The following is a 12,628-nucleotide window of genomic DNA, read 5'->3' as shown; positions in this document are numbered from 1 at the left end:
TTTATATAAAATAAATTTTATTACTTATATGAGGGGTAATAATGTTTAAGTTTCAAGAGTTTGATCGTGTCGATCATATTGCTATTGCGGTTGTCGATTTAAAAGAGTCAATCAGATATTACTCCGACCAACTTGGTTTTGAACTTGATTGTGTTCGAGATACGTTTGGAAAATTTTCTGGTATGAGGTCTGCCGTTCTTTTTTCCGGTGATTTTTCTGTTGTTCTCCTTCAGTCTTTGGATGAAGAGTCTCAAATACAAAAATACTTGGATAAGTATGGTGCTGGAGTTCAGCATGTTGCATTTAGGGTGAGTGAGATCGAGAATGTTGAATCATTGCTTCAGGAAAGAGGAGTTGAGTTTTCGACCTCTATTATAGAGGGGCCTGGACTTCGTCAAATATTTACTAAGCGAGACCCTGCGTCTGGAATGATGTTTGAATTTATAGAAAGGGTGAAAAACGACAATTACTCTGAAGAAAGTATTAATAATTTGTTTGCTCAATTGGAAGATGGTTGTGAATACTGATAATAATGATAGCGCTTCGGTAATGAATTTTCTAAATGAAATATCTATGAAGTTTCCAGAGGCGGTATCGTTGGCGTCGGGGAGGCCTAGTGATAGATTCTTTGAAAATGAAAGATGGAATGAATACGAGCAGTCATTTATTGAATACTTTTCAAAAAAAAATTCTATCAGTAAATCCGATGCTGTGAAGCTTCTATGTCAATATGGCGCGACAGCAGGTGTTATTAATGAGATTATTTGTAGATATTTGCTGAAAGATGAAAATATAAAATGTAATGAAAGAGATGTTGTTGTTACAAGTGGTTGCCAGGAAGCCTTGTTGCTTATTTCTTTAACTCATATGAGAGAAGAGTCTGATTTGGCAATGGTAATCGATCCTTCTTACATTGGGTTTTATGGATTGATTGAGATTTTAGGGAAAAGAGTTTTTGGTTCAAAATCAATAGTCGATGGTGAGTTTTCTGTAGAGTTTTTCGAGAGTGAGGTTGAGGAAAAAATTCAACAGGGAAATCGATTGAAAATTCTCTACCTCAATTTGGACTTTAATAATCCTCTTTCATACCGCTTGGATATAAATGCGAGGAGATCCATTCTGGATGTTTGTAAAAAATATGGTATCTATGTCGTTGAGGATAATCCATATGGGGTTTTTGATTTTGACGAGGAAAAACTGCCAACACTTAAAAGTATTGATTCATATGGGATGGTCTATTATGTTGGGTCATTCTCTAAAACATTTTGTCCTACATTACGTGTGGGATTTGTTTGTGTTCCGGAAAATCTAGGTGACTATCGAGATTGTATAATTTCATTGAAAAGTCTCACTACTCTCAATACTTGTCAAAATAATCAAGCTGTTGTTGGAGGGTATTTTCTATCCAATGGGTTCTCTTTGAAAGCTAAAGCTGAATTGATGAATAAACACTATAAGAGTAATCGTGATGTTGTCGTTTCTGTTTTATCCGAATATCTTGGGAATGTAAGAGGTGTGAGATGGAACGTGCCGAGCGGCGGTTTTTTTATGGTTCTAGAATTACCCTTTGAATTTAGCGATAAATATTTGTACGAATGCGCGCAAGAATATAGTGTTATTTGTATGCCTGTTAGATACTTTTCTCTGAATGAAAAATGGTGGGCACGAAGTATCAGAATAGCTTATAGCAATATTGAGGGGGATGAGCTAAGGAGTTCGGTGAAAAGATTGTGTAATTTTATTTTGATTAAACTTGATGAGAGTAGAAAATGCTCAGGGTAGATGCGGAAAGATTAAATAGAATTTTTTGTTGTGAGTTGATGTCGATAGGCTTAAGTATATCTGACTCTACGATATTAGTATCTAACTTGATAGAAACAAGCCTCTCTGGTATTGATACGCACGGGATTAGACTACTACCTACTTATATATCGGAGTTTAAGCAAGGAGGAGCGAATATCTCCCCGGTGTTTAGGTTTGAGAATGAACTTCTATCCAGTGCAATTCTGGATGCAGATGGTGCAAACGGCGTAATAGCCGGAAATGCTGCAACTGATAAAGCGATAGAGATGGCAAGGAAAACAGGGATTGGTATGGTTTTAACCAAAAATTCCAATCACTTTGGTGCTGCTTCGTCCTTTACAAAACAAGCTGCAAACCAAAGGCTTATTGCTATATCGCTTTCAAATAGTGATGCGCTTGTTGCTCTAGAGGGCGGGACTAGACCGTTTCTTGGTACAAATCCAATTGCGATGACAGTTCCTGGCTTAGGTGATGACTGTTTTGAGCTGGATTTTGCAACCAGTCAGATCTCTTATTCAAAAGTGAAATACTATCTGCAAAATGGAATCGATTTACCTCAAAATTGGTGTGTTGATGAAAACGGCTCCGATTCGTCTACTTCTCAGCTGTATGCTGCATTAAAGGCGCTTGGTGGCTACAAGGGGCAGGGTATTGGTCTTATGGTTCAGGTGTTGACTTCTGTGATGAGTGGTATGCCCTATGATCATCAGCTTACTCATTTATATACTCCGCCTTTTGATAAACCACGACAAATTTCGCATTGGATTATATGTTTTAACCCGGAGATTTTTATTCGTTATGAAGAGTTTCAGTCACGTGTAAGTGAGCTTATTTCAGAGGCAAGGATTAACACCCCTTCAGTTATTTTGCCCGGAGATAAGGAGAAAGCTTCTCGTGAAGAACGATTGGCTAATGGTATTCCAATTGATGATAAAGACTATGATTGGGTTAATGAACTTATTAATAAGTATGAATAATAATCTGGGCGTATTTTATGGAAGGTAATAATAAAACGATTGCGCTTATTGGTGGGGGGCCGTCTTCTTTTCGAGTTTTAAAGCGTATTGCAGAAAGGGATATGGAATATTCTAAAACTAACATATCTGTAATTCTCATAGAGAAGCAGGATAGATTAGGAGTCGGTTTACCTTACAGTCGGAAAACAACAGATTCAGAACATAGAATTGCTGCTAATGAAACTATTACAAGGCTGGAAAAAGGCGATGAGCTTGAGCAACGTTTTCATGATGCTATTGATATGGCAAAAAGAAATGGTGTGTCAGTTCAAGTAAAATATGAATCCAATGTAATAGATGTTCAGTACGGAGAAAAGAAAAAGTATGTGATTAAGATGGATGATTATTCATCAATAACTGCTGATTATGTTGTTTTGGCAACGGGGCACTGGAAAAATATTCCAGAATTATCTAATTCTGATAAATATGTTTCTAATCCATGGCCGGTACAGGACGCGCTTAGAAAAAGCAAGTTAAGTGAATCAGTAGGGATAGTAGGGACAAGTCTTACTGCGATTGATATTGCTATCAGTTTGGCTAATAGTCGAGGTGAGTTTGTAACTACTGAAAATGGGGTTGTGTATAAAGTGCACGAAGATACGCCCATTTGTATTACAATGTTTTCAAGAAGCGGTATGCTACCTAGGGTCGCGGGTTTCGGTATTACTGAGGGGCGAGGAGAGCTGGAGGGTAGTGAGAAATATGACAAGTATTTAACAGAAGATCTTGCCTTCTCACCAGCGATGGGTAGGGTTTCAAACTTACTTTCATATGCATACCGTCGATTATGTATGGATTTTTTGACTACGGATGCTTTGGATAGTTTGAGAAATCACTTCGATGAGGAACTGTTGTTTACTGGTGATTTTCGACGTGATATGAATATTATAAAAAAGGCAATTTCAAAGAGATCTGGCGTTGGTCAATTTTATGTTGATTATGAATTGGCTAAAGGAAGTATAAAGAGTAAAAGTTATATTCCGTGGCAATCCTTGCTTTGGCAAAAAACGGATATATTTTGGTGGTTGTTTCACCTTTATTCTGCTGAAGATCGTCTCGTTATTGACGATTACTCATATCAAACTTTATGCTTTGTTCGCCCATTAAATTTTTATAATGCTTCTCGCATTAAGGCGTTGATAGATGCTGGTATACTAAAAGTTAAAAAAGTTAGCCAAGCATACAGCGTAAGTGAAGACTCAAATGGTTTTAGTGTTTTTAATGGCGTTTATGCTGGCGAGGATATAGAGAAAGAATTTTTTGCTGGCGACACTTTAATCGATTGCAGAGGGCAAAGTACGAATTTGGAAAACGCTGACGATATTCTCATGAAAAACCTTAAAAGGTCTGGGTTAATTAAGTCAGCATATAAATTATTCGAAGATTCAAATGAAAAATATCCGTTAGGCGGTATTCATATAGATCCGTATACTTTAAAAGTTAGGCCTCTATTTGAGTCAAGTTTAAAGGGGAATATGTATACCTTGGGGCCAACTACACTAGGCTATTACCCGATAGCGGATGGATTACATCCTTTGCCGAGGCTAGCGTTAAAGATTGTAGATGATATTTTTAGGGATATAAACGACGAGAGTAACACTCAAGCAAAAAAGGAATTATATGAGTATTAATAAGCCATTATTTTCTATTGTTGTGCCTACTTACAATAGACCGGATATGTTGAAATCGGCATTGACTAGTGTTGGCCGCCAGACTTTCAATGATTACGAGGTAATTGTTGTCGATGACTGTTCAAGTTTGAAGTACGATATTTTTTCTTTTGATGATGGGATAAATGTTTTATATCACAGGAATAAGCGTAACCTTGGCCAAGCGGGATCTAGAAATGTTGGAGTTTCTTTAGCTAAGGGTGAATATATAGTATTTCTTGATGATGATGATGAGCTTGATGGGTGTTTTTTAGAGGCTAACTACAATTATTACAATGATAAAAAATGGCAGGTCGATTTTTCTTGGTCATCTGTGGAATTTGTTAAATATGAAGATGGTCTCAGAAGTCATCGTCTTTTAGATTGGGGGCCTATACTAGGAAGTGAGAAGTTTTTGGTTGAACGTTGTATGAGGATCGGCTTGGGGTATGGTGTAGTAATAAAAAAAGCATTCTTCGAGAAAATGAATGGTTTAAACACTGATTATAGAGTGTTTGAGGATACAGAATTCTTTGCCCGCATGCTTTCATTGGGTTATCGTCCTCATGAGGTTCGAGATGCAAAAATATATGTTCATGATCATAATGATCAACGACTCACTCAGGATGCATCTTTGCTGAATTTAAAAATGGAAGAATGTAAAAAAATTCTTGATTTGTATTCTGATTTTTTTAATGAATACTTCCACTGTAAGAGTTCTCTTCATTGGACAATGGAAAAAATCTATTTGTCTATTGATACTGTAGATGCATAGATAGAATTTTTGGTTGGTTTTGTTCAAGGCTTGTGTTTACTTTTTATTTTCTTGTATGCGATCCGTTTTAGTTACAGTTGCTTGGCTTCTTTTTTTAGTCTTTTGCATGCCCCCGGTTTCTTTTTAACCGGATCATTCCTGGTTCTACAGTTAACAAGGTGCTATTTCAAAAAGCCGTATGTACTGAATGATTCTTGGCAAATGCTCCATACGTGTTGTAGGCACTGATTATTCTGGATCTTTTAAACCCTCCGCATAGACGGCGGTGCCCATAAAATACATCTGATTAAGCTAAGTTTCCCTCTGGTAACTTTCATTTTTCTTCTCAGGTAGTAAAATGCCGCCTCTGATTCCCAATACATTACCTCGGAACTTCTATGACTTCCAACGAATACTTTAACGCATGGCTCTATTACCTGATTGGGACGGGGCTGTTGACTGGGTGCTTGTGGATGGTAACCGCCAAGCTTCCCTGGCGTGAGGTGAAGCACCTGACCCGCATGGTGTTTGTGGTGGTGATGGTGGTGCCCTGGTACAGCTATGACAATCAGGGCTATATGGCTCCCGCGTGGCTGATTGCACTATTGGAAGGCGCATTTGAAGGAAAAGATGCCTTTTGGCGTGCAGGACTGCCATTAATCGGTGCTTTGGTGTTGGCTTTGCTGCTCGCTGTTTGCTATTACCTGTGGTGTTGGTGGAAAGGTAACCAGCCACAATCCATGGTGGTTATGGATGCGGAAGAATCTGTACGCGAGGCCGATTCGAGTTCAGAAACTGATCAACCAGCCTCTCCACATAGTTCATCATTGGTCAATTCTTAAGAAAACCCTGTGGTTGCTCCCCGATCTTCGGCAAACCTTGCCGGAGACTGCTATAACTACTTTTAAGCCATATTGTTCTAAAAAAAAGGCTTTTGAGTTCGCATTGGTTTTGTTGCCAGGCTAGGCCGTTGTTAAGTGGCCGGTTTATATGGGGAGTATTTAGTTTGCGTATGCACCAGATCCGGTTTTCGTGTCTTCTGTTAGTGTGCTTTTTTCTTCCTCTGAGTGGACACACTCAGGATCAGTCCAGATTGCCTCCAGATGTTCGACTGATTATCGATGTGTCTGGCAGCATGAAACAGAATGACCCGAACAACTTACGTCAACCCGCTGTCGAGCTGCTGGTGCAGTTATTGCCTGAAGACAGCAAGGCAGGGGTTTGGACGTTCGGCCAGTGGGTGAATATGTTGGTTCCCCACAAACCGGTTGAGTCCAGTTGGAAAGACGACGCGCTTTCATCTGCAAAAAAAATTAACTCGGTGGGCTTGTATACCAATATTGGTGATGCACTGGAAAAAGCCGCATACGATCGCAGCGCACCTAATGATAAATACCGAACCAGCCTGATTTTGTTGACCGATGGTATGGTCGATATCGACAAAGACCCGGAGAAAAATAAAGAAGAATGGCGGAGGATTGTTGATGACGTCATTCCCAAGTTGAAAGAAGCCGGCTACGTAATTCATACCATTGCTTTGTCGGATAATGCGGACACCAATCTTTTGAATAAGCTCTCTCTGGGTACGGACGGCCTGGCTGAAGTGGCTCATACCGCAGATGATTTGATGCGGATTTTTCTGAAAGCCTTTGACGTGGCTGCGCCTGCTGAGCAGGTTCCACTGACGGATAACCAGTTTGTTATTGATTCCAGTGTTGAAGAGTTTACCGCGTTGATCTTCCGCCAATCACCCGACGAGCAAACCCGATTGGTAGGGCCTGACAATGAGGAGTATTCAGCGAACATCGCCAGTAGAGATGTGAGTTGGCACAGGGCGGATAATTATGACCTGATTACGGTTAAACGACCACTTGAGGGTGAGTGGGGTGTTATTGCTGCTATGGATCCGGAAAGTCGGATCACGGTGGTCAGTAACTTAAATCTAAGGGTTAAACCCTTGCCCAATAACGTGTTTAAAGGGCAAGAAGAGACGCTGAAGCTGTTATTGAAAGAGGATGGTCAGACAATTACCCGAGAGGAGTTTCTGTCCCTGATGGACATTACAGCCGCAATGGAAGCGGGTAAGGACGAATTTGAGCTAAAGGAATATTGGCAGTCTTCATTATCGGAAACGGTTCCCGGGGACGGAATTTTTCAGGCGGCGTTACCTGTTTTTGATAAGGATGGTATTTATCAGTTAAATGTGACCGTTGATGGCAAGAGTTTTAAACGGCATTTTTCTCATCAGTTTACGGTGAGGGAACCATTTGGAGCGAATGTAGAGCAGGCCTTGATCGATGGTAAATCGGTTTATGTGTTAACTGCTAACGCTTTCTCTCAGGATATTGATGTTGCCAGCACTCAAATTGTCGCCACCGTTAAGGCCCCTGGTGGACGGAAAAAAATCTACCCACTGACTGCAACAGAAGTGGATACTTGGCAGGCTCATCTGCATCCAGATCTGGAAGGACAGTATGTCGCTGAGATTCGGGTAAAAGGCAATGATGACAGAGGCAATGATTTTGATATCCAGCTTGACGATATCACCTTTAATTACACCGTTGATGAAGGCTTCAGTAAAACTGCGGAGCCTTTTTTTGCCGAGCCTGAGCCAGCCGTTGAGGAGAAAGAACCGGAGTCGCCGATAGAAGAAAAGGTGGAAGAGCCGAAAGAGTCTCCTCCTGCTGAGCAGGAGCCGGAACCTGAAGTGTCTGGTTCAGTTTTTCCCCCTTGGCTAATCTACATCTTACTTGGACTGGGTAACCTTACGCTCTTTGCCTTGGGTTTCTTTGCATTTAAGAAAATTATGAGTTCAGGTAACAAGGATTTATTGGACGAATTCTCAGACGAGAAAGTGAATGAAGAGGAGCCGGAAATCGAGGAAGAGCCTGAAGAGGAGCTCGATGAAGAAGAGCCGCCAATGGAGGATTTGGATCCTATTATCGAAGAGCCTTCCATGGAGATGGGGATGGAGATGGAAATGGAGCCAGAGCCTGCTTTCGAAGAGGAGCCTCAGATCGAGTCGGAACCGGCCGACGATATCCCCCCAGAGCCAGAATTAGAGATTGAACCTCCCGTGGTTGAAGACGTTGCTGATGATGGAGACTTTGATGACCTGGACGAAATGGTTCCAGAAGACGTTGACGACGATGTGGACGATGACGTTGCTACTGAGGAAGAGGACGAAGAAGACGATATGGTGGCGGCGATGCTGAAGGCCCAAGGGTTGGATCTCGCGGAAGAAGAGCTGGATGATGCAATATCCGGTTTGATTGATGAACTGGATGAGCAGGAGGCAGCGGCGCAAGCTGCTGCAGATGCTGAAAACGATTTTTCAGACACCGATTTTGATGACATGGATGACTTCGATGAGGATGATAAGAAATAGGGCGGTTGTATGGGCGGTGCCTATTTTTTTTCCGAGTAGGGCGTCAGGTCATCCGGTGTGATTTCGAGCCAGTTATCAACCCGGTGATCAAAGAAACCGCTTTCTCGATAGGCTCTTGCAATCGTTCCCTGTTCCCTTAGCTTGGCAATACCTTCCTCCAGAGCTGAGAATACTTTTTTCCCTTGCGGGTGCGCCTTACTTACCAGCCAGTGGCGAGTTCCGGGGAGTACAACTTTTACTCCCTGAATGGGCACCAGGCGCATATTTTCAAAGGTTACGGACATATCATCATTTGGTTGGAAAGGAGCCAGCGTCACGTCTACTCGTCCATACCAGACCATTCTTACCATTGAAGGCCATTCGCTGGTGGTATAGAGCTTGTTCATCCCCAATGTTTCCAGTGCGGACCAGTCCACTTGCCAGAGTTCGTTAGAAACTGCAGTCAGTGCTTTAATATTTTTTTGCGTTGGTTCGAAGTCGTTAGCCTTTTCTGTTTTTGTGTAGAGACCGGCCACGAACTCGCCACGTCGAATAATCGGTTCGCTGACGTAGTATCGATGTTTGTTGGCATCTTTATCCCACGTGGTTGAGGCTCCTGCGGCAACGCCCCCCTTATCCAGTAAGTGCATGACCCGGTTGTAAAAGGCTTCCAATTTGAAGGCAATCGGGTGTTGATAGCCACCCAAATGCAGTGCTTGCTGAATAAGAATTAGTTCGACCACATCTCTACGTGATTTTTCACCGGAATACTCGGTAATGCTTATGGGACTTCGTCCGTCTAGAAACTCGAGGTAGTCGTTATAAATATCCGGATAGGTGACAATTAATGTTGGATTTTCTGATGCATGCGTTGTGAGTGGGAGCGATAAAAAACAGGCTAATGCCGTTTGGGCGAGGGTTCTACTTAGTTGAGATCTAAGGTAACTCATATGAACATAAACCAAACTTACTGGTCGTTTTGCGCATCTGCTGCTTGCTCGTTTTTCAACCAGTTTTTCTTTTCTTGCTCACGGCTTAATACGTAATTCACCGCATTGTTCACCGCCTTTGCTACGCGATCTAGCATTTCCTCCTGCTCATCCGGGGTTAAAAAGAAGGTCATATCCACATCGTGGCGGACATATTTGGGCGGCAAATGATTCAATGCCACACAGGCAATATCCGCAAGAAAGTCAGAATCGTCGTTTGCGCGTTCGTTTGCTCTAAGGATCTGCTCTATCACCATATGTTCATAATAGTTATGAACCGAGTCTCTCGATGAATCTACTCTCTGACGCCGACGACCAATGCCTAATAACATCCACTTTTCCTCGCTTCGCCTTTTTAAAGGTTTTCACCATAAGTGTAGACCGTTTCCGGTCGAAGGCGTTTAGCTGAGTTGGGATTAAGCAATCTAGAGTTTATTCCGCATCAGGTTGCGGATCAAAAAGCGGGCGGGGTGTAGATGGAGCATCAGTTCTCGTGCAACTGGCAGGGGTTCTGCGCAGATCATACTTGCCAGAAGCTCCGCGGCTAAAGGGGTATAGGCCAGGCCTCGCGAGCCGTGGCCGAGGTTGCAATAGAGGTTGGGGGCATAGCAGCCTGGCTTGGGAATGTCCGCATTGGCCTTCTTACGCAGCCTGGCGAAGCGTTCGATCATTGCTGTCTCATCGGGTATCGGGCCGACTATGGGAAAGTAGTCCGGTGTTGTGCAGCGAAAGCCGACTTTTCCGCCGAGTTTATGCTGTCCGAGCTGTTCGATGTATTCTTTGGTCTCGGGCAACATCGTCGTCAGGTTGTGCAGGTTCTTTTGATGGTCCTCCCAAAGCATCTCTTGGCTCTGGTTGTGTAACGTAAAGGTCGCACCTGTGCACACTGTTTTATTTTGGGGTGGGGCAACATAACCGTCACCGCAAATCACTGTTTTTAGGCCTATGAAGTCAAAATTCGCCGGTAGGTGTGTGACCTGACCACGTATTTGTTTGAGCGGTATTTGCTGGTTGTTCAATAGCTCCGCTGCGTGAAATGCGTTGGCCAGTATCGCAACATCGGCATGGACAATACTGTTGCCGTCTGTGTCTAATGCGCGCCATTGCGAGCCAGTATGTTTTAGTTCCCCTACACGGCTTGAATGAATGCGAAGGATGTTGGGGTGGGATGCCAGTTGCTGACACAGTTTCGCAGGGTTTATCCAGCCTGAATTTGGTAAATACAATGCTGGCGTATCTAGTTGGAAGCCGCTGATTTCCTGGCTTTGCTCCGGCTGTGTCCATCGACAAAATCGACGATCATTAAATTGTTCTGCGAGTTCCTGAAAAAGAGCTGCCTGTTTACTGGAGCTTGCCAAATGGAGAACCCCTGTTTGACCGCCGCAGGTTTGGTAAAAGCCATGTTGTTGGTAAAACTGGTCGGCGTATATTTGAGCGCTTAAGTTAAAGCGGCTCAGTGGTTCCTGATGTGGTGAAAGCTTGGTGTACACCACGCCTTGGGCGTTACCGGATGCTTCTGTTGCCAGTTGAGCGTGTTGCTCGATAAGGGCAACCTGGATACCACGGTTAGCCAATGCGAATGCGGTTTGGCAACCCGCTAAACCACCACCAACGACCAGCGCGGTTTTGGGGAGCGGCTCATTTACATCAGCTTCGACTATATGCCAGTGGGTTGTTGGATTGCCAGTGGAGTCCGTTACCTGAGTTTCGTTTGTAATCGTAACCTCTGATTGGCAATAGGCACCGCGGAGCATTTCCCGTTTTCTTCCAAAGCCGGGGACTTTTTGGTAGATGAACCCTGCATCGGTTAGGGCGTTTTTAACCACGCCTGCTGCGGTAAAGGTCGAGAATGTTGTTTGTTCGTTGCTGAGTAATGCGAGTTGTTCAAATAAGGCTGGTGACCACATTTGAGGGTTTTTGGCCGGGGCAAATCCATCCAGAAACCAGGCGTCAACGGTAAAAGGTTTGGAACCAAAAGCAAACTGTCGTTCAGCTTGAAATAACCCTTTGGGGTTGGCATTGAATTGTTTAAAGCCTTCTTCCGCTTCGCCAAAAAACAACGTGAGTTTAATGCGCCCCTGATTAAACTCGATACGGTGCATGCCAGAAGCCGGTTGAGGCGGATACTTGTCCAGGAGTTGTGTGCTGTATTGGAGCAGTTCAGGCCAAAGGCTCAGCGCTTGTGCTAAATCTTCATGGGATAACGGGTGCTTTTCTACCGAAATAAAATGTAATTGCGGGGCGTGTTTTAACTCTGGTTTATAGCGTGTGGCGGCATTAAATTCTTTCCAGGCAACTAAAAAATTCAGGCCGGTGCCAAAACCCGTTTCACCGATAATAAACTTCTGATTGGTTTGCATTTTTTTCCAGCGTTGATGCAAACCGTTGTTTTCGATAAATACGTAGTGTGTTTCCGCAATGCCGCTTGCCTTGGAAAAATAGACATCATCAAATTGGCTGGAAATAGGTTGCCGGTTATCATCCCAACTTATTTTTGCCGGTTGTATTTTTTCGTTATTGCTCACTCAAATTCTTGTTCGATTTGTTGGCACCATTGCTGTATGCGGTCAGCGGTTTTATCAAATTCGTTTTCTTCATCCAATGCTAAGCCGAGAAAAAATTGTTTGTCTTCTGTGAGCGCTTTGGACTCTTCAAATTGATACCCATTTGCAGGCCAATAGCCTATCAGTGTGGCACCTTGTTCTTGTAATTTATTATGTAAATAGCCCATGGCATCTAAAAACCATTCCGGGTAACCTACTTGGTCACCAAGGCCAAATAATGCGATTTTTTTTCCGTGAAAATCCAGTTCGGATATGTCTGCCCAGATATCTTCCCAGTCTTCCTGTAGTTCACCATAATCCCAAGTGGGAATTCCCATAATTAAACAGTCATAAAAAAGTGCTTTGGCAATGGGTTCATCGGCGACATTAAAAAGATCTACCCGTTCTTTTCCCAGTTGCTCGGCAATTTTTTCTGCCGCCATTTCTGTGTAGCAGGTTGAGCTGCCGTAAAATAAACCAAATTTTTTTGTGGATGAGTGGGTCATG

11 protein-coding genes are annotated in these 12,628 nt (G+C 42.9%); 7 read left to right on the top strand and 4 right to left on the bottom strand.

Annotation, left to right across the window (positions count from 1 at the left end; translation table 11 throughout):
* The first annotated feature begins 41 nt into the window (after positions 1-41).
* From P5V12_RS10480 to P5V12_RS10450, 7 genes are all read left to right on the top strand, one after another.
* On the top strand, positions 42-527 hold the full coding sequence (locus P5V12_RS10480; protein WP_316957303.1) for a VOC family protein: 486 nt from the start codon (positions 42-44) through the stop codon (positions 525-527).
* Complete coding sequence (locus P5V12_RS10475) at positions 517-1,782, top strand: PLP-dependent aminotransferase family protein (RefSeq protein ID WP_316957302.1); 1,266 nt, start codon at positions 517-519, stop codon at positions 1,780-1,782. Before P5V12_RS10480 ends, P5V12_RS10475 begins: the two co-directional genes overlap by 11 nt.
* Complete coding sequence (locus tag P5V12_RS10470; RefSeq protein ID WP_316957301.1) at positions 1,770-2,780, top strand: Ldh family oxidoreductase; 1,011 nt, start codon at positions 1,770-1,772, stop codon at positions 2,778-2,780. The genes P5V12_RS10475 and P5V12_RS10470 overlap by 13 nt, the downstream gene beginning before the upstream one ends.
* Positions 2,781-2,797: 17 nt before the next feature.
* The gene (locus P5V12_RS10465) at positions 2,798-4,450 is read left to right on the top strand and encodes an FAD/NAD(P)-binding protein (protein WP_316957300.1); all 1,653 of its coding nucleotides are present in this window, start codon (positions 2,798-2,800) and stop codon (positions 4,448-4,450) included.
* A complete protein-coding gene (locus P5V12_RS10460; RefSeq protein ID WP_316957299.1) occupies positions 4,440-5,243 on the top strand; it encodes a glycosyltransferase family 2 protein in 804 nt (267 codons plus the stop codon). The genes P5V12_RS10465 and P5V12_RS10460 overlap by 11 nt, the downstream gene beginning before the upstream one ends.
* 377 nt (positions 5,244-5,620) lie before the next feature.
* Positions 5,621-6,064 carry a hypothetical protein gene (locus P5V12_RS10455; protein WP_316957298.1) on the top strand — a complete coding sequence of 148 codons (444 nt, stop codon included), beginning with the start codon at positions 5,621-5,623 and terminating at the stop codon, positions 6,062-6,064.
* A 170-nt stretch (positions 6,065-6,234) separates the two neighbouring features.
* On the top strand, positions 6,235-8,610 hold the full coding sequence (locus P5V12_RS10450; protein WP_316957417.1) for a vWA domain-containing protein: 2,376 nt from the start codon (positions 6,235-6,237) through the stop codon (positions 8,608-8,610).
* Between the two features lie 20 nt (positions 8,611-8,630).
* Here P5V12_RS10450 and P5V12_RS10445 read toward each other — a convergent pair whose 3' ends face one another.
* The 4 genes from P5V12_RS10445 to fldB form a co-directional block, all read right to left on the bottom strand.
* Positions 8,631-9,539 (bottom strand): hypothetical protein, encoded by a 909-nt coding sequence (locus P5V12_RS10445; RefSeq protein ID WP_316957297.1) that lies wholly within the window; start codon positions 9,537-9,539, stop codon positions 8,631-8,633.
* Positions 9,540-9,556: 17 nt separating this feature from the next.
* Complete coding sequence (locus tag P5V12_RS10440) at positions 9,557-9,910, bottom strand: late competence development ComFB family protein (RefSeq protein WP_316957296.1); 354 nt, start codon at positions 9,908-9,910, stop codon at positions 9,557-9,559.
* 93 nt (positions 9,911-10,003) lie between these two features.
* Positions 10,004-12,103 (bottom strand): bifunctional tRNA (5-methylaminomethyl-2-thiouridine)(34)-methyltransferase MnmD/FAD-dependent 5-carboxymethylaminomethyl-2-thiouridine(34) oxidoreductase MnmC, encoded by a 2,100-nt coding sequence (gene mnmC / locus P5V12_RS10435; RefSeq protein WP_316957295.1) that lies wholly within the window; start codon positions 12,101-12,103, stop codon positions 10,004-10,006.
* Positions 12,100-12,627 carry a flavodoxin FldB gene (gene fldB, locus P5V12_RS10430; protein WP_316957294.1) on the bottom strand — a complete coding sequence of 176 codons (528 nt, stop codon included), beginning with the start codon at positions 12,625-12,627 and terminating at the stop codon, positions 12,100-12,102. The genes mnmC and fldB overlap by 4 nt, the downstream gene beginning before the upstream one ends.
* Between the last annotated feature and the right edge of the window lies 1 nt (position 12,628).

The sequence above is a fragment of the Teredinibacter sp. KSP-S5-2 genome, from assembly GCF_032773895.1.
In the GTDB taxonomy this organism is placed as follows: domain Bacteria; phylum Pseudomonadota; class Gammaproteobacteria; order Pseudomonadales; family Cellvibrionaceae.
This window is presented reverse-complemented; position numbering and strand designations above follow the sequence as displayed.

Coding starts and splice junctions, on each gene's coding strand:
- fldB (WP_316957294.1), bottom strand. CDS start 12,627: ATGACCCACTCATCCACAAAAAAATTTGGTTTATTTTACGGCAGCTCA.
- P5V12_RS10455 (WP_316957298.1), top strand. CDS start 5,621: ATGACTTCCAACGAATACTTTAACGCATGGCTCTATTACCTGATTGGG.
- P5V12_RS10470 (WP_316957301.1), top strand. CDS start 1,770: ATGCTCAGGGTAGATGCGGAAAGATTAAATAGAATTTTTTGTTGTGAG.
- P5V12_RS10480 (WP_316957303.1), top strand. CDS start 42: ATGTTTAAGTTTCAAGAGTTTGATCGTGTCGATCATATTGCTATTGCG.
- P5V12_RS10450 (WP_316957417.1), top strand. CDS start 6,235: ATGCACCAGATCCGGTTTTCGTGTCTTCTGTTAGTGTGCTTTTTTCTT.
- P5V12_RS10440 (WP_316957296.1), bottom strand. CDS start 9,910: ATGTTATTAGGCATTGGTCGTCGGCGTCAGAGAGTAGATTCATCGAGA.
- P5V12_RS10445 (WP_316957297.1), bottom strand. CDS start 9,539: ATGAGTTACCTTAGATCTCAACTAAGTAGAACCCTCGCCCAAACGGCA.
- P5V12_RS10465 (WP_316957300.1), top strand. CDS start 2,798: ATGGAAGGTAATAATAAAACGATTGCGCTTATTGGTGGGGGGCCGTCT.
- P5V12_RS10460 (WP_316957299.1), top strand. CDS start 4,440: ATGAGTATTAATAAGCCATTATTTTCTATTGTTGTGCCTACTTACAAT.